Origin of the sequence: Klebsiella sp. SWET4 (assembly GCF_024296565.1) — a bacterium.
In the GTDB taxonomy this organism is placed as follows: domain Bacteria; phylum Pseudomonadota; class Gammaproteobacteria; order Enterobacterales; family Enterobacteriaceae; genus Klebsiella; species Klebsiella variicola.
Window position 1 is genome coordinate 127,854 of sequence record NZ_JANCOB010000011.1, and the last position, 17,724, is coordinate 145,577.

The 17,724-nt window shown below is 57.0% G+C and carries 13 protein-coding genes and 1 pseudogene; 4 read left to right on the forward strand and 10 right to left on the reverse strand.

Features of this window, described 5'->3' with window-relative positions; all coding sequences use genetic code 11:
* Window positions 1-291: 291 nt before the first annotated feature.
* The 5 genes from asnB to nagB form a co-directional block, all read right to left on the reverse strand.
* Window positions 292-1,956 carry an asparagine synthase B gene (gene asnB / locus NKJ21_RS21940; RefSeq protein WP_008805652.1) on the reverse strand — a complete coding sequence of 555 codons (1,665 nt, stop codon included), beginning with the start codon at window positions 1,954-1,956 and terminating at the stop codon, window positions 292-294.
* 279 nt (window positions 1,957-2,235) lie between these two features.
* On the reverse strand, window positions 2,236-2,988 hold the full coding sequence (locus NKJ21_RS21945; RefSeq protein WP_022065694.1) for an HAD-IIA family hydrolase: 753 nt from the start codon (window positions 2,986-2,988) through the stop codon (window positions 2,236-2,238).
* A 128-nt stretch (window positions 2,989-3,116) separates the two neighbouring features.
* The gene (locus NKJ21_RS21950; protein ID WP_008805654.1) at window positions 3,117-4,337 is read right to left on the reverse strand and encodes an N-acetylglucosamine repressor; all 1,221 of its coding nucleotides are present in this window, start codon (window positions 4,335-4,337) and stop codon (window positions 3,117-3,119) included.
* 8 nt (window positions 4,338-4,345) lie between these two features.
* Window positions 4,346-5,494, reverse strand: coding sequence for an N-acetylglucosamine-6-phosphate deacetylase (gene nagA / locus NKJ21_RS21955; RefSeq protein WP_012542447.1), 1,149 nt, complete (start codon window positions 5,492-5,494; stop codon window positions 4,346-4,348).
* A gap of 113 nt (window positions 5,495-5,607) precedes the next feature.
* The gene (gene nagB / locus NKJ21_RS21960) at window positions 5,608-6,408 is read right to left on the reverse strand and encodes a glucosamine-6-phosphate deaminase (RefSeq protein ID WP_012542446.1); all 801 of its coding nucleotides are present in this window, start codon (window positions 6,406-6,408) and stop codon (window positions 5,608-5,610) included.
* 315 nt (window positions 6,409-6,723) lie between these two features.
* Here nagB and nagE point away from each other — a divergent pair, with 315 nt between their 5' ends.
* Both nagE and glnS read left to right on the forward strand, forming a co-directional pair.
* Window positions 6,724-8,679, forward strand: a complete 1,956-nt coding sequence (gene nagE / locus NKJ21_RS21965) for a PTS N-acetyl glucosamine transporter subunit IIABC (protein ID WP_208777572.1) — start codon at window positions 6,724-6,726, stop codon at window positions 8,677-8,679.
* A gap of 178 nt (window positions 8,680-8,857) precedes the next feature.
* Window positions 8,858-10,525, forward strand: coding sequence for a glutamine--tRNA ligase (gene glnS / locus NKJ21_RS21970; RefSeq protein ID WP_012542445.1), 1,668 nt, complete (start codon window positions 8,858-8,860; stop codon window positions 10,523-10,525).
* A 53-nt stretch (window positions 10,526-10,578) separates the two neighbouring features.
* Here the strand turns inward: glnS and NKJ21_RS21975 are convergent.
* Window positions 10,579-10,887 (reverse strand): annotated as a pseudogene (locus tag NKJ21_RS21975) (methionine synthase).
* A gap of 74 nt (window positions 10,888-10,961) precedes the next feature.
* Between NKJ21_RS21975 and chiP the strand changes: the two are divergent.
* Window positions 10,962-12,365, forward strand: a complete 1,404-nt coding sequence (chiP, locus tag NKJ21_RS21980; RefSeq protein WP_008805658.1) for a chitoporin — start codon at window positions 10,962-10,964, stop codon at window positions 12,363-12,365.
* Between the two features lie 47 nt (window positions 12,366-12,412).
* Window positions 12,413-12,745 (forward strand): ChiQ/YbfN family lipoprotein, encoded by a 333-nt coding sequence (gene chiQ / locus NKJ21_RS21985; protein ID WP_022065692.1) that lies wholly within the window; start codon window positions 12,413-12,415, stop codon window positions 12,743-12,745.
* A 51-nt stretch (window positions 12,746-12,796) separates the two neighbouring features.
* Here the strand turns inward: chiQ and NKJ21_RS21990 are convergent, their stop codons facing one another.
* The 4 genes from NKJ21_RS21990 to tcuR form a co-directional block, all read right to left on the reverse strand.
* Window positions 12,797-14,092: an MFS transporter gene (locus NKJ21_RS21990; RefSeq protein WP_008805660.1), complete on the reverse strand. Its 1,296-nt coding sequence runs from the start codon at window positions 14,090-14,092 to the stop codon at window positions 12,797-12,799.
* 55 nt (window positions 14,093-14,147) lie between these two features.
* Window positions 14,148-15,287: a tricarballylate utilization 4Fe-4S protein TcuB gene (gene tcuB, locus NKJ21_RS21995; protein ID WP_023322236.1), complete on the reverse strand. Its 1,140-nt coding sequence runs from the start codon at window positions 15,285-15,287 to the stop codon at window positions 14,148-14,150.
* On the reverse strand, window positions 15,274-16,677 hold the full coding sequence (gene tcuA / locus NKJ21_RS22000; protein WP_022065690.1) for an FAD-dependent tricarballylate dehydrogenase TcuA: 1,404 nt from the start codon (window positions 16,675-16,677) through the stop codon (window positions 15,274-15,276). Before tcuA ends, tcuB begins: the two co-directional genes overlap by 14 nt.
* 97 nt (window positions 16,678-16,774) lie before the next feature.
* Window positions 16,775-17,701 (reverse strand): tricarballylate utilization LysR family transcriptional regulator TcuR, encoded by a 927-nt coding sequence (gene tcuR, locus NKJ21_RS22005; protein WP_008805663.1) that lies wholly within the window; start codon window positions 17,699-17,701, stop codon window positions 16,775-16,777.
* Between the last annotated feature and the right edge of the window lie 23 nt (window positions 17,702-17,724).

The window sequence follows — 17,724 nt, forward strand, 5'->3', positions numbered from 1 at the left end:
CCTGTGACCCCATCATTATGAGTGATGTGCTCTAACCAGCTGAGCTACGTAGCCATCTTTTTTTCGCGTAACCTTATCGGCGTTGCGGGGCGCATTATGCGTATTGGGCCTGCGAGCGTCAACCTCTTTTTCAAGGAAAATCGTTGTAATGTGACTGTTTGGTTAGGTTGCGAACAGCTCGCTGCAATATTCGGCAATTATTGGTTATTTATCGTTTTTCAGCGGCATAAATCCTGCAAAAAGAAAACGGACCCCGGAGGGTCCGTTTCGCGTTTCACCGCCCGTCAGGGCTTATTTGTAGGCAGACTGGTGGACGCCCACCGCACGGCCTGATGGATCGTTCATGGTCTTGAACGCTTCATCCCACTCAATGGCTTTCGCTGAAGAGCAGGCCACCGACGGACCGCCAGGGACACACTCCGCCGCGCTCGGCAGCGGGAACAGCTCTTCGAAGATCTCGCGGTACAGATAGCCTTCTTTGGAGGTCGGCGTGTTGTACGGGAAACGGAAGCTCGCCGTTTCCAGCTGCTGATCGCTGATCTGCTTCGCGGCCACTTCTTTCAGCGTATCGATCCAGCTGTAGCCGACGCCGTCAGAGAACTGCTCTTTCTGCCGCCAGGCAACGCTGGCCGGCAGGTAGGATTCAAAGCATTCACGCAGCACGTGTTTTTCCATTTTGCCGTTGCCGCACATCTTATCCTGCGGGTTGATGCGCATCGCCACGTCGAGGAACTTCTTGTCGAGGAACGGCACGCGGGCTTCCACGCCCCAGGCGGACATCGCTTTGTTGGCGCGGGCGCAGTCAAACATATGCAGCGCCTGCAGCTTGCGCACCGTCTCTTCGTGCAGTTCTTTGGCATTCGGCGCCTTATGGAAATAGAGGTAGCCGCCGAACACTTCGTCCGAACCTTCGCCGGAAAGCACCATTTTGATGCCCATGGCTTTAATTTTACGCGACATCAGGTACATCGGCGTCGAGGCGCGAATGGTGGTCACGTCATACGTTTCGATGTGATAGATAACGTCGCGGATCGCATCCAGCCCTTCCTGGACCGTAAAGTGAATTTCGTGGTGTACGGTGCCGAGGTGGTTGGCCACTTCCTGCGCCGCTTTCAGGTCAGGAGAGCCTTCCAGACCGACCGCGAAAGAGTGCAACTGCGGCCACCAGGCTTCGCTACGCTCCTGATCTTCGACGCGACGGGCGGCGAATTTCTTGGTGATAGCCGAGATGACCGATGAATCAAGACCGCCGGAGAGCAGCACGCCGTAAGGCACGTCGGACATCAGGTGGCTTTTCACCGACTCTTCCAGCGCCTGGCGCAGCTCGTTCTTATCGGTAACGTTGTCTTTCACCGCGTCGTAATCGAACCAGTCACGCTGATAGTACTGGCGAATTTCGCCGTCTTTGCTCCACAGGTAGCTGCCCGCCGGGAACTCTTTAATGGTGCGGCATACCGGCACCAGCGCTTTCATTTCGGAGGCGACATAGAAGTTGCCGTGTTCGTCATGGCCCATATACAGCGGAATAATACCGATATGGTCGCGACCAATTAAGTACGCGTCTTTCTCGCTGTCGTACAGGGCGAAGGCGAACATCCCCTGCAGGTCGTCGAGGAACTCAGGGCCTTTTTCCTGATACAGCGCGAGGATCACTTCGCAGTCAGAGCCGGTCTGGAACTGATAGCGATCGCCATACTCCGCGCGCAGCGCCTGATGGTTGTAGATCTCGCCGTTAACGGCCAGCGCATGGGTTTTTTCGGCGTTGTACAGCGGCTGGGCACCGGCGTTGACGTCGACAATAGACAGGCGCTCGTGCGCCAGAATCGCTTTGTCGCTGGCATACACGCCAGACCAGTCCGGACCGCGATGGCGCATCAGGCGGGAAAGCTCCAGCGCCTTTTTACGCAGCTCGCCTGCGTCAGTTTTAATATCCAGTACGCCAAAAATAGAACACATAGCCTTCTCCATTACCCTGTCGTGTTTGATGTTGTGCTGGCTTCGTCTCGTGGCGAAGCCTGAGTGCGTGCTTAAGAAAATGCCGTAAAGGGGGCGCTGGCGCAAGGGTTTTGCGGCCTGAAAAAGAAAAAACGCAACTGTGATTATTGAACAGTAAAAAAAAGAGTATCTTTTGAGCGACTTTATTGAGGAATACGCATTTATAGGCCGTTTTTATTAGATGGATGACTTTTGGCAGGCGCTATAAATGAAAAACCACGTCCTGCGACGTGGTTGGCATCAGAAAATATCGATTTCCGCGACGGAAGGGTAAATCCACGACGGGCGAAACGGCATGCTGTCGATGTCATCGAGGGTGGAGACGCCGGAGAGCACCAGAATAGTCTCCAGCCCCGCCTGGAAGCCGGCCAGAATGTCAGTGCGCAGGTTATCGCCGACGATCACTGTCTGCTCGGAGTGAGCCTGCATTTTGTTCAGCGCTGAACGGATGATCCACGGGCTGGGTTTACCTACGTAAAACGGCTTACGGCCGGAGATCTTCTCGATCCCGGCGCACAGCGCGCCACAGGCCGGGTAGAAGCCGCGACCGTGCGTATCCGGGTTGGTAGCAATGAAGCGGGCGCCGTTGGCAACGAAGAAGGCGGCCTTATGCATCATCTCCCAGTTGAATGAACGGGTTTCCCCGACGATGACAAAATCCGGGTTCACATCGGTGATGGTAAAGCCGGCTTTGTACAGTTCGTGGATCAGCGCCCCTTCACCCACCACATAGGCTTTCTTGCCTTCCTGGCGGCGCAGGAAATCGGCGGTGGCCATCGCCGAGGTGTAAAACGCGGTATCCGGCACGTCGATGCCGGCGGTGGCGAAACGGTTGGCCAAATCCTGGCCGGTTTGCGACGGGTAGTTGGTCAGCATTACCAGCGGCATGCCTTTATCGAGGATGCGTTTGATAAACTCGGCAGCGCCGGGAACGGCGACGTTATCGTGCATCAGCACGCCGTCAATATCACAAATTATGTTTTGAATGGTCATGGTGGGTCCAGAATCATTAACAAAGACGAAACTATACTCGTCATCGATGAGGTTTCACATCGCTGGTGGACCATACCCACCAGCGACAGGGTGATGCGGATCGTTTCGCGCTATCAATAAAGAGGCGATTAGCTCTCAAGCAAGCGCTGCAGCAGCGTGCCATTGAGCATAGCGCGTTTGACTAGCGCGAAGGCGCCAATCGCTGAGCGATGGTCGAGGGTAGAACGCACCACCGGCAGGTTCTTGCGAAACGCTTTCAGCGCCTGGGCGTTAATGCAGCCTTCGATGGCCGGAAGAAGGACCTTTTCAGCTTCCACTATTTCGCCGGCGACAACGATTTTTTGTGGGTTGAACAGGTTAATCGCGATGGCGATCGTTTTCCCGAGGTGACGCCCCACGTACTCAATCACCTCGCAGGCCAGGGCATCGCCCTTGTTGGCCGCTTTGCAGATAGTTTTGATCGTGCAGTCATCCGGCGTCAGACGGCTCTGGTAGCCCTGCTCAAGCAGGTGGCGAACCCGCTGTTCGATGGCGGCATTGGCCGCGACGGTCTCCAGACAGCCGAAGTTGCCGCAGTGGCAGCGCTCGCCCAGCGGATCGACCTGAATGTGGCCAATTTCGCCGACGTTGCCGTTCCGGCCAATAAAAATGCGCCCGTTAGAGATGATGCCCGCGCCGGTACCGCGGTGCACGCGCACCAGGATGGAGTCTTCGCAGTCCTGACTTGCACCGAAATAGTGCTCGGCCAGCGCCAGGCTGCGGATGTCGTGCCCGACATAGCAGGTGACGTTGAAGCGTTTTTCCAGCGCCCCGACCAGGCCCCAGTTTTCCACCGCAATATGCGGCATATAGCGGATCACGCCGCTTTCCGGGTCGACGAGGCCTGGCAGGATCACCGAGATGGCGATCAGCTCGCGAATTTTGCGCTGACAGTTTTCGATAAAGGTGGCGATGATATTCAGCAGGGCGTGTTCCAGCGTTTCCTGGGTGCGCTCGGGCAGGGGAAAATGTTCCTCTTCCAGGGTCTTGCTGCTTAAATCATACAGGGTCAGAGTGGCGTCATAGCGGCCAAGCCGCACGCCGATGGCGTTGAAGTTGCGGGTTTCAGCGATGATAGAGATAGCGCGGCGGCCTCCGGTGGAGGCCTGCTGATCGACTTCTTTGATCAGGCCGCGCTCAATAAGCTGACGCGTGATTTTGGTCACGCTGGCAGGGGCAAGCTGGCTTTGTTCGGCTATCTGAATGCGCGAGATAGGCCCATGCTGGTCAATCAGGCGGTACACGGCCGCGCTGTTCAGTTGTTTTACGAGGTCAACGTTACCAATTTGAGCTTGTCCGCCTGCTGTCATACTTTTACTTACTCAGTGACGACCTCGTTACCATTAACGATGGTCTTGGTGATTTTATAATCGCGTGTAAAGGCGGTCAGGTTAGCGACCATGCCCGGCGCAATGCTGCCGAGCTGCTTGTCCACACCGATAGCGCGCGCGGGATAGAGCGTCGCCATCCGCAATACTTCGTCCAGTGCCACGCCGCAATGCTCCACCAGATTACGCACCCCTTCAATCATGGTCAGGGAGGAGCCGCTGAGCGTGCCGTTTTCATCTACGCACAGTCCATTGCGGTAGTATATTGTTTTCCCGGCAAAAATGAACTGGTCAATATTCGCCCCCGCCGGCGCGGTGGCGTCGGTGACCAGACACAGTTTGTCGCCTTTCAGGCGCTTGGCGTTACGTACGTTGGCATAATCGACATGCATCCCGTCGACAATAATACCGCAGTAGACATCCGGCTCGTCAAAAATCGCCCCGGCCAGACCCGGTTCGCGTCCGGTAATATACGGCATCGCGTTATACAGGTGAGTGGCGAAGGTAATGCCGGCGCGGAAGCCGACTTTCGCCTCTTTCAGCGTGGCGTTGGAGTGGCCGGCGGAGACGACGATCCCGGCGGCAACCAGCTTGCGGATCACTTCCGGCTCAACGCGCTCAGGGGCGAGGGTCACCTTGGTGATCACATCGGCGTTATCGCAGAGGAAATCGACCAGCGCGGCGTCCGGTTTACGCACGTAGTCCGGGTTGTGGGTGCCTTTCTTGACGATATTCAGCCACGGCCCTTCAAGATGCAGACCCAGCGCCTGATTCGGGTGTTTTTGCAGGTATTCGCGCATGACGCGGATACCTTGCTTCATCAGATCGTCACTGGAGGTAATCAGCGTCGGCAGGAAGCTGGTGCAGCCTGAACGTTCGTTCGCCTTCTGCATGATCTCCAGCGTTTCAACGGTGACCGCCTCTGGGCTGTCGTTAAACTGCACGCCGCCGCAGCCATTGAGCTGAACGTCGATAAAACCGGGGGCAATTATTGCGCCGTTGACCGAGCGCTGCTCCATGTCAGACGGCAAATCCGCCAGCGGACAGAGACGTTCGATTAGGCCATCGGCGATAACAACCGCATGGTCATCGAGAATTTCATGACCGGTATAAACCCGGCCCTGGGTTAATGCATACATTACGACCCCCGGTATATACGCCCCATCAGGTCAGCGATCGTTCATTTGCCGCCGGCATGATGATGCATACAAAGAAAAAGAGGGTCCCGCGCAAGTGGCGGGACACGACTACATTACAGACCTTTAATATTTTCAGCTTCTAATTCGTTGAAATATTTCAGGGTTTTCACTTTCAGCTCCATGGTGGACGGCTCGTCGCAGACAATCACCGCCTTCGGATGCAGCTGCAGGCAGGTAATGGTCCACATATGGTTGACGTTACCTTCTACCGCCGCCTGCAGCGCCAGCGCTTTCTGATGACCCAGCACCAGAATCATCACTTCTTCTGCATCCAGCAGGGTGCCTACGCCCACGGTCAACGCGTATTTCGGCACCAGATCCACATCACCATCGAAGAAGCGGGAGTTCGCCACACGGGTGTCATGGGTCAGGGTCTTAATACGGGTGCGGGACGCCAGAGAAGAGGCCGGTTCGTTGAACGCGATGTGACCATCGTTGCCTACACCGCCCATGAACAGGTGGATTTTACCGTAGGAACGAATTTTTTCTTCATAGCGACGGCATTCCGCATCGATGTCCGGCGCGTTACCATTCAGCAGGTTGATATTTTCTGCCGGAATATCAACGTGGTCAAAGAAATTACGGTGCATGAAGCTATGATAGCTTTCCGGATGCTCTTTTGGCAGGCCGACATATTCATCCATATTAAAGGTGACGACGTGTTTGAAGCTAACCTGGCCTGCTTTATGCATTTCAACCAGCGCTTTGTAGGCGGTCAGCGGAGTGCCACCGGTAGGCAGACCCAGCACGAACGGGCGGTCCGCGGTCGGTTTGAATGCATTAATACGGTTAACGATGTGGCGGGCAGCCCATTTACCGACCTGCTCAGCGGTTACCAGGGGGATCAGTCTCATTCTTCACCTCTATAGTTAAAGTAGATTCTGGCGGATTGGCGCCAGCACTCTGAGGAGAGTATTGCAGCAACTGCGCCGACCGGGGTCAATCCGTGTTGATTTTTTGAATGATAAAATAAGTTTTCGATGTTAGCCAGTGAAAGGGAGGGGGGAATACGATATTTGGTGATAATTATCACAAAAAATACCCGTTTAATTTGCGATACGAATTAATTTTTCACACACTTTGCCGGTAAGTGATAAAACCGACCTTGTTACACAATAAAAAAGTGGCTTTGAAAATGAGCCTCATCGGGGTCTCATAGGGGGAATAAGATGAATATTTTAGGTTTCTTTCAGCGACTGGGTAGGGCGTTGCAGCTCCCTATCGCAGTGCTGCCGGTCGCGGCATTGCTGCTGCGTTTCGGGCAACCAGACCTGTTGAATGTACCCTTCATCGCGCAAGCGGGTGGGGCGATCTTCGATAATCTGGCGCTGATCTTCGCAATTGGTGTGGCATCAAGCTGGTCCAAGGATAACGCGGGTTCTGCGGCGCTGGCCGGCGCAGTAGGGTATTTCGTGATGACCAAAGCGATGGTCACCATCAACCCGGAAATTAACATGGGCGTGCTGGCCGGTATCATTACCGGTCTGGTGGCAGGGGCGGTGTACAACCGCTGGGCCGGCATCAAGCTGCCGGACTTCCTGAGTTTCTTCGGCGGCAAACGCTTCGTGCCGATCGCCACCGGCTTCTTCTGTCTGATCCTCGCCGCGATCTTCGGCTACGTCTGGCCGCCGGTGCAACACGCTATCCACTCTGGTGGCGAATGGATCGTCTCCGCAGGGGCGCTCGGTTCCGGTATCTTTGGTTTCATCAACCGTCTGCTGATCCCAACCGGTCTGCATCAGGTGCTGAACACCATCGCCTGGTTCCAGATTGGTGAGTTCACTAACGCCGCTGGCGCTGTGTTCCACGGCGACATCAACCGCTTCTACGCCGGCGACGGCACCGCGGGGATGTTCATGTCCGGCTTCTACCCGATCATGATGTTTGGTCTGCCGGGTGCGGCGCTGGCGATGTATCTGGCGGCGCCGAAAGCGCGTCGTCCGATGGTCGGCGGTATGCTGCTGTCCGTAGCCATCACCGCGTTCCTGACCGGGGTAACCGAGCCGCTGGAATTCCTGTTCATGTTCCTGGCTCCGCTGCTGTACCTCCTGCACGCGGTGCTGACCGGTATCAGCCTGTTCATCGCAACAGCGCTGGGGATCCACGCGGGCTTCTCCTTCTCCGCAGGTGCAATTGACTATGTGCTGATGTACAGCCTGCCAGCGGCCAGCAAAAACGTCTGGATGCTGCTGGTGATGGGCGTGGTGTTCTTCTTCGTCTACTTCCTGCTGTTCAGCGCGGTGATCCGCATGTTCAACCTGAAAACGCCGGGTCGTGAAGACAAAGCCGCTGACGTGGTAACGGAAGAAGCCAACAGCAACACTGAAGAGGGCCTTACCCAGCTGGCGACCAGCTATATCGCCGCGGTGGGCGGAACGGACAACCTGAAAGCCATTGACGCCTGTATCACCCGTCTGCGTCTGACTGTGGGCGATTCGGCGAAAGTGAACGACGCGGCCTGTAAACGTCTCGGCGCGTCCGGGGTGGTGAAACTGAATAAGCAAACCATCCAGGTTATCGTCGGTGCGAAAGCAGAATCTATCAGCGATGAGATGAAAAAAGTGGTTACCCGCGGCCCGGTAGCGGCAGCAGCAGCCGCACCGGCTGGCAATGTCGCCACCGCAGCGCCAGCGGCTAAACCGCAGGCGGTAGCGAATGCGAAGACCGTTGAGTCGCTGGTTTCGCCGATTACCGGTGACGTGGTGGCGCTCGAACAGGTGCCGGACGAAGCCTTCGCCAGCAAAGCCGTCGGCGACGGTATCGCGGTGAAACCGACCAGCAACATCGTTGTCGCGCCAGCGGCGGGTACTGTGGTGAAAATTTTCAACACTAACCACGCGTTCTGCCTCGAAACCAACAACGGCGCGGAAATCGTCGTCCACATGGGTATCGACACCGTGGCGCTGGAAGGCAAGGGCTTCAAACGTTTGGTTGAAGAGGGCACGGACGTGAAGGCCGGTGAGCCGATCCTGGAAATGGATCTGGACTTCCTCAACGCCAACGCGCGCTCAATGATCAGTCCGGTCGTCTGCAGCAACAGCGATGACTACAGCGCGCTGGTGATACTGGCGAGCGGTAAGGTCGTTGCCGGCCAGACGCCGCTGTATGAGATTAAAGGCAAGTAAGGCTCCTGAGTCGAGTTTATGCCTCAGCGGCGAAGGGAAACCTTCGCCGCTTTTTTTTCCAGCAATCGGCCCCATAATCCTCTTCTGATACCTATTTTACGTAACTAATAGTTGTCACTACGTCCTGCTTGTAAGATCATGTGCCGTTATACGTTGTTTACGCTTTGAGGAACCCGTGATGAGTGAGGCAGAAGCCCGCCCGACTAACTTTATCCGTCAGATCATTGATGAAGATCTGGCTACCGGTAAACATACCACCGTTCACACTCGCTTCCCGCCGGAGCCGAACGGTTATCTGCACATTGGCCATGCGAAATCCATCTGCCTGAACTTCGGCATCGCGCAGGATTATCAGGGTCAATGCAACCTGCGTTTCGATGACACCAACCCGGTGAAAGAAGATATCGAATACGTGGAGTCGATTAAAAACGACGTGCAGTGGTTAGGTTTCCACTGGTCCGGGGACGTTTGCTACTCGTCTGATTACTTTGATCAGCTGCATCAGTATGCGGTTGAGCTGATCAACAAAGGTCTGGCCTATGTTGATGAACTCTCTCCTGATGAAATTCGCGAATACCGCGGCACCCTGAAAGCGCCGGGTAAAAACAGCCCGTATCGCGACCGCAGCGTGGAAGAAAACCTGGCGCTGTTTGAAAAAATGCGCAGCGGCGGCTTCGAAGAGGGTAAAGCCTGCCTGCGCGCGAAGATCGATATGGCATCGCCGTTCATCGTGATGCGCGATCCGGTGCTGTACCGCATTAAGTTCGCTGAGCATCATCAGACCGGCAACAAGTGGTGCATCTACCCGATGTATGACTTCACCCACTGCATCAGCGATGCGCTGGAAGGCATCACCCACTCGCTGTGTACCCTGGAGTTCCAGGACAACCGCCGCCTGTACGACTGGGTGCTCGACAACATCAGCATTCCGGTTCACCCGCGTCAGTATGAATTCTCGCGCCTGAATCTCGAATACACCGTGATGTCCAAGCGTAAGCTGAACCAGCTGGTGACCGAGAAGCACGTGGAAGGCTGGGATGACCCGCGTATGCCGACCATCTCTGGTCTGCGTCGCCGTGGCTACACCGCTGAATCCATCCGCGAGTTCTGCAAGCGCATCGGCGTGACCAAGCAGGACAACACCATCGAGATGGCATCGCTGGAGTCCTGCATTCGTGAAGATCTCAACGAAAACGCCCCGCGCGCGATGGCGGTGATCGATCCGGTGAAACTGGTTATCGAGAACTATCCGCAGGGCGAAAGCGAAATGGTGGCGATGCCGAACCATCCGAACAAGCCGGAAATGGGCAGTCGTGAAGTGCCGTTCAGCGCCGAAATCTGGATCGATCGCGCGGACTTCCGTGAAGAAGCCAACAAACAGTACAAGCGTCTGGTGCTGGGTAAAGAAGTGCGTCTGCGCAACGCCTACGTGATCAAAGCGGAACGCGTGGAGAAAGATGCCGAAGGCAATATCACCACCATCTTCTGCACCTACGATGCCGACACCCTGAGCAAAGATCCGGCCGACGGCCGCAAGGTCAAAGGCGTGATCCACTGGGTAAGTGCGGCGCATGCGCTGCCGGTGGAGATCCGTCTTTACGATCGCCTGTTCAGCGTACCGAACCCGGGTGCGGAGGAAGATTTCCTCGCGGTAATCAACCCGGATTCGCTGGTGATTAAGCAGGGATATGCGGAGCCGAGCCTGGCGCAGGCCGAAGCAGGCAAAGCTTACCAGTTTGAGCGTGAAGGTTACTTCTGCCTCGACAGTCGCTATGCAAACGCCTCCAGTCTGGTGTTCAACCGCACTGTCGGGCTGCGTGATACCTGGGCGAAAGTCGGCGAATAAATTTCCCTCTCGTAAAAGCGTCGCACCTTGCGGCGCTTTTTTTTGTTTCAGAATCAGCCAATTAAACTTTTCATTTTCGCGATGCGAATTAATCCTGTTACTGCGCGGTAATAAATAGCGCTTCTGATGTTTCCTGTCATATACAAAAAACCAATGTAATCGCTTTCAGTTCTTCTATTTTTCCCTGATTTTGCAATGACTTCCATGACAAAATTATCAGGGATAAGACTGTAACAAAAAGACATAAATTATGTGCGCTTTGTCATAATCTTAAGCTTTGCCTCACGAAAAACATTGATAATTCGCGTCACGAAAAATAGTCTATCTACAGTGGTTTCGCGGCCTTTTTCACCGCCCCACATTTTGCAGTTTTATTTATTTTTTTAGCGAATGACCGTTGGTCTTCGCCTTTTAAAACGTCAAAGAGGATATGCACATGCGTACGTTTAGTGGCAAACGTAGTACGCTGGCGCTGGCTATTGCCGCCGTCACCGCGATGTCGGGCTGGGTTGTGGTTCCGCAGGCCAGCGCAGCAGGCTTTATCGATGATTCAACCTTAACCGGCGGTATCTATTACTGGCAGCGTGAGCGTGACCGTAAAGATGTCACCGACGGCGACAAATATAAAACCAACCTTTCCCACTCCACCTGGAACGCTAACCTGGACTTCCAGTCCGGCTATGCTGCCGATATGTTTGGCCTTGATATTGCTGCATTTACCGCGATTGAAATGGCCGAGAACGGCGATAGCGGCCACCCGAACGAAATTGCCTTCTCATCGCGCAACAAAGCCTATGACGAAGACTACTCCGGCGATAAGAGCGGTATCAGCCTGTATAAAGCCGCCGCGAAATTCAAATACGGTCCGGCGTGGGCACGTGCGGGCTATATCCAGCCAACCGGCCAGACTCTGCTGGCCCCGCACTGGAGCTTTATGCCAGGTACCTATCAGGGGGCGGAGGCCGGGGCTAACTTCGACTATGGCACGGCGGGCGCGTTAAGTTTTTCCTATATGTGGACGAACGAGTATAAAGCGCCATGGCATATCGAGATGGACGATTTCTATCAGAACGACAAGAAAACCAAAGTTGATTATCTCCACTCCGTCGGCGCCAAATATGATTTCAAAAACGACCTGGTGCTGGAGGCGGCATTTGGTCAGGCTCAGGGCTATATCGATCAGTACTTTGCAAAAGCCAGCTACAAGTTTGACGTCGCCGGCGCGCCGCTGAGCACCAGCTACCAGTTCTACGGCACCCGCGATAAGGTCAGCAACGGCGGGGTCAATGACATCTATGACGGCACCGCATGGCTGCAGGCGTTAACCTTCGGCTATAAAGTGGCGGATGTGCTGGACCTGCGTCTGGAAGGCACCTGGGTGAAGGCCGATGGCCAGCAGGGCTACTTCCTGCAGCGTATGACGCCGACCTATGCCTCTTCCAACGGTCGTCTCGATATCTGGTGGGATAACCGCTCCGACTTTAACGCCAACGGCGAAAAAGCGGTCTTCTTCGGCGCGATGTATGACATGAAAAACTGGGATATGCCTGGCTGGGCATTTGGCGCGTCTTATGTCTACGCCTGGGATGCGAAGCCGGGAAGAATGTCCTCTCCGGATGCGTACTATGACCCTGACTATCGCCTGAAAGAATCGGCTTACAGCCTGGATGCGTTGTATACCGTGCAGGAAGGTCGGGCGAAGGGCACCCTGTTCAAACTGCACTTTACCCAGTACGACAACCATTCCGATATTCCGAGCTGGAGCGGCGGCTACGGCAACATCTTCCAGGATGAGCGCGACGTGAAGTTCATGGTTATCGCCCCGTTCACTATTTTCTGATGCCTGCGCGGCGGGCGTGAGCCTGCCGCACCTCTGGGAGAACGACAATGAAAAAAATGCTGCTTATTGCCATGATGGCCTCGGGTCTGGTGGCCTGCGCCACGTCGCCGGCACCGAAAGAAGACACCAAACTCAAAGATGCCTATAGCGCCTGTATTAATACGGCGGAGGGGAATCCGGACAAGATTGAAGCCTGTCAGAGCGTACTGAATGTACTGAAAGAGGATAAACGGCACCAGCAATTTGCCAATCAGGAGAGCGTTCGCGTCCTGGATTACCAACAGTGTATTCAGGCCACCCGCACCGGCAACGATCAGGCGGTGAAAGCGCGCTGCGACCAGATCTGGAAGGAGATCCGCAGCAATAATACGACCCATTAAATCAGACGTTAGCGGCAAACGGGCGGAGCATACCTCCGCCCGTTTGTTTTTTTAGCGCTGACTCTCCGCCGGCTGATAGCCTCGGCTCAGCCGCACGAACAGCAGCGCGGTGGCAATGAACCCGCACAGCGCGGCGCACATTAGCCACCAGCCCGGCGCGCTTTTATCGCCGGTGAGCTCGACCAGGGCGGTAGAGATAGCCGGCGTCAGGCCGCCGAAAATGGCAGTAGCGAGACTAAAGGCCAGAGAGAATCCCACAGTGCGGACGTACACCGGCATCACTTCGGTGAGCGCCGCCACCATCGCGCCGTTATACATGCCAAAGAAGAACGAGAACCACAGCAGGACCAGCGTCATACGCGTAAAATCGGGCGCGGCGGTGAGCCAGTGCATCACCGGCCAGGTGGTGAGCAGCGCCAGCACGGTAATGCCCATCAGCACCGGGCGACGACCGATCCGGTCAGAGATCGCCCCGCCAATCGGTAACCAGATAAAGTTAGAGATGCCCACCAGCATGGTCACCAGCAGGCTGTCGCGAGCGCTGAGGTGCAGCACCGCTCTGCCGTAGGTCGGCGTATAGACGGTGATAAAATAAAAGGTGGTGGTGGTCATCGCCACCAGCAACGTCCCGGCGGTAATAATGCGCCAGTTCCTGGCGATAGTGGTCAGGATCTCTTTAGTATCCGGGCGATGTTTACGCTGCAGGAATTCCTCTGTTTCCTGCAGCGAGCGGCGCAGCACGAAAATCAGCGGAATAATCAGGCAGCCAATGAAGAAAGGGATGCGCCAGCCCCAGTCGGCGATCTCCTCATGCTCAAGCGTGGCGTTCAGCGCATAGCCAATCAACGCCGCCATGACGATAGCCACCTGCTGGCTGGCGGATTGCCAGCTGGTATAGAAGCCTTTATTGCCCGGCGTGGCGATTTCCGACAGATAGACCGACACCCCGCCAAGCTCGACGCCCGCGGAAAACCCCTGCAGCAAGCGGCCCACTAACACGAGGATCGGCGCCAGCACGCCGATGGTCTGATAGCCAGGTACCAGGGCGATGAGTAGCGTCCCGCAGCCCATGATCGCCAGGGTGACCATCAGCCCTTTGCGGCGCCCGATTCTGTCGATATAGGCGCCGAGGACCACCGCGCCGATGGGGCGCATCAGGAAGCCCGAACCAAACACCGCAAAGGTCAGCATCAGCGCTGCGAACTCGCTCTCCGCCGGAAAGAAGGTGCGGGCGATATAGGTGGCATAAAAGCCAAACAGGAAAAAGTCGAACTGTTCGAGAAAATTACCGCTGGTCACGCGGAGGATAGCGCCGACGGTGCCGGCGCGCGTGGATTGTTGCGTCATAGGGTGTGCTCTCCATTGTCTTTATCTTGTTTTTATAGAGGTAAGAGGGAGCGGGTTAGTCGCCTGCGACTGCCGCCTGTTTTCCGCGCCGCTTCTCAATTGCCCACTTGAGTAGCGCCGCACAGCGATAAAATCCGTGGGCAAATTTTCCGTAGGGAAGGGTTAAGAACAGGGCCATTACCACCCCGAGGTGAACAGCGAGCAAAATACCCATCCATGAGGTATCCCGTCCCGCCAGCAGCGCCAGGCCGGTGAAGCTGGTCAGCAGCAGTAGCAGGATAAAGCCGCGGTCCATCGGTTTTTGTCGTGCATCGCCGTGCAACGGCGACCGGCGCAGGTTTAGCCACAGCAGGCCAGCCGGCCCCACCAGCAGGCCGATGCCGCCAAGGGTCCCCAGCAGCACCGGGACGCTGAAGAACGGGTAGGGAGCTTCCCGGTCGGCGAAATAGTGATAGCCCGTGGCCACCACGGTGGCGGCGAAGCAGAGCATAAAGCCGTAGAAGGTGAAGTGGTGGAAACGGCGGCGCATCAGCGTGAAGGCGTCATCGGCTTCGTTGCAGCCTTTGCCATGCCCGCCATCGAGATATTTCAGCGTCAACGCATCCTGTGAGGCCTTGGCGATATCAACCGCGTGCGGCTGGCCCGGGGAGATCTCGCGCCAGAAGCGGATCACCCCGGTCATCAGCAAGCCAAAGGCCAGCACGAAGACCGAGCCAAACATCCACGCCAGCAGGTTATGCGGGAATATCTGATAGAAATCGCCCGCCAGCGGCGGATGAAGCAGCGAGCCTTTGAGCCCCATCGCCAGCAGCAGAAAGAAAATCAGTCCGCCGACCAGCGCCAGTACGGTGGTCACGCCAGCCCGGCGGTACAGGCTGCCAAAGGCGGCGGGCTGGGCGTAATGCTGATAAGTTTCCAGCCGAACTTCGGCCATCGCCTTCGGCACGTTAATCGCGAATTCGTGCGGCGGCGCGTACTGACAGGCGTGCAGGCAGGCGCCGCAGTTATGACACAGGTTAGCCAGATAGTTAATATCTGCTTTGCCAAAGGCCAGGCGCTGGGTCATCGCCGGGAATACGGCGCAAAACCCTTCGCAGTAGCGGCAGGCGTTACATACCTGCATCACCCTTTCCACTTCCGCCTCCGGCTCGGTGATGATCTGCGCCTCAATGATCAGCTTCTCAAGCGACTTCATGGTGTTTCTCCTGCTGTGCCGCCCGGGCGGCTTGCTGGCCGGCAATGCGGCCGAAGGTGGTGCCGATCGACATCCCGACGCCGGCGGTATAGCCTTTGCCCAGCACGTTGCCAGCCATCATTTCCCCGGCGACAAACAGGTTGCGGCTGGGTTTACCGGCGAAGTGGACGGCGGCGGTGTCGTCGACGTAGAGCCCGAGGTAGGTGAAGGTGATCCCCGGACGTAAGGCATAGCCGTAGTAAGGCGGCGTATCGATAGGCCGCGCCCAGTGGGTCTTTGGCGGCGTCAGGCCGGCGGTGGCGCAGTTATCCAGGCGGGTATGATCGAACTGGCCTGGCGCGCAGGCGGCATTATAGTCGGCGATGGTTTGCGTAAAGCGTTCGCTGTCCAGGCCGAGCTGGCGGGCCAGCTCGGGAAGGGTGTTGGCCTGAGCGCCGGGAAAGACGGGCGGCATAAAGTGGCCGATGGCTTTGCTGTCGATGATCGAGTAGCCGATTTGCCCGGGCTGGTGGGCGACCAGCCGGCCCCAGATGGCATAGCGTTTGGGCCAGAAATCTTCTCCTTCATCGTAAAAACGGTCGGCATCGCGGTTGACCACTACCCCCAGCGACACGCAGTCGACGCGGGTACAGATCCCGCCATCGTAGAGCGGCGCCCGGGCGTCAATGGCGACGCAGTGGGACTGCGAGGGATCGCCGATAATATCGGCCCCGGCGTCGATCATAAACTTAAGCAGCACTCCCTGGTTGAAGCGGGTGCCGCGGATGAGAAAGTTATCGGCGGGCCATTCACCGCGGTCATTTTGCCCCCAGGCCTCGCGCAGCCATTCGCGGTTGGATTCAAATCCGCCGGCGGCGAGGACGCAGCTTTTTGCAACAATCCGTTCCTCGCCCGCCAGCGCGGCGACAAATTCGCCGTTGCGCAGCTCGAGAGCCTGCACCGGTGTGTTGTAGCGGATCTGCACCCCCATTTGCTCCGCGCTGCGGTAATAGGCATTGACCAGCGCTTTGCCGCCGCCCATAAAAAAGGCGTTGGTGCGGGCCACGTGCAGGGCGCCGGAGAGCGGTGGCTGAAAGTTCACGCCGTGCTGGCGCATCCAGTCCCGGCATTGTGACGAGGTGCGGATCACCATTCGGGCCAGCGCTTCGTTGGTATTCCCCTCGGTGACGCGCAGCAGATCCTGCCAGTACTCTTCTTCCGGGTAGCTGTCGACCAGCACGTCCTGCGGCGCATCGTGCATACAGCGCAGGTTACGCGTGTGCTGCGAGTTGCCGCCGCGCCACTCCCGCGGCGCCGCCTCCAGCAGCAGCACCGAGGCGCCAGCTTCCCGGGCGGTTAAGGCGGCGCATAGCGCGGCATTGCCGCCGCCAATCACCAGTACATCCACCATTATCGGCTCCCTTACAATTTAATTAATTGTTAAATTTGTAATGGGAATGTAGGTGGTAACAGCGGTGAGGCGCTATGGTGTAATGCTAAAGAGGGGTTTAGTGAGCGTAAAGGGTAGCACCCGGCCAGCGGTCAGACTCCACCAGCTGGCGCATGACTTTGCTGAGTATCACTCGAGCCGCAAGGCCTGCCGGAGTGAGTTCATCATCAGACAGACTGACCAGAAAGTTGGGGCGACTGAGTATCGGGTTGACGACGTCGATCACCCTCAGCGCCTGATGGTCGAGGTGGGAGATGGCGGCCCCGGGCTGCAGGGTGGCCCCCAGTCCGCTGCGCACGGCCTGCATCAGCAGGGCCAGACCGTCAATGTCCGCCACCACCTCAACGCTGAGATGATGCTGCTGGCAAACTGCCTCCAGCCTGCCGCGCAGGCCATGGCCCTGGCTTGGCATAATCAACGGCAGGGAGGTGAGCTGGTCAGGGGAGATGTGGTCCTCCTGCAGGGGGGCCAACAGCGCATGGGTGCCAATCAGGAACAGGCGTTCTTCCAGCACCGGTCTGGCGCTCCAGCGCAGGATCTTTTCCTGCTGGAAAACGATAGCTAAATCGAGCTGGCGGGTGTTGATCATCCGCTCCAGATTACCGGAGAGGCTTTCCACCAAATGCAGGCGCACGTCGGGATAGCTTTCGCGCATCGCATTGATGAACGGGACGCCGAGAACGGAGGCGGTGCTGGGGGCCATGCCGACGCTAACGTGGCCTGACAGGCGCGCCTCGCGGGCGGCGAGGATGGCATCATCGGCATGGCGCAGCGCCAGCTGTGCCTGCGAGTAGAAAGCGAGACCCGCGCTGGTGGGCGTGACCCCGCGGGAGGTCCGCTGCAGCAGGCGAATGGCCAGTTCGTTTTCCAGGCGTGCGATCTGCTGGCTGAGCGCCGAGACGCCGATATTAAGATCAAGCGCGGCGCGCCCCATGCTGCCGGTTTCAACAATGCGCACAAAATAGCGTAGCTGGCGAAGTTCCATATCAACTCTCCGGACAAAACGGG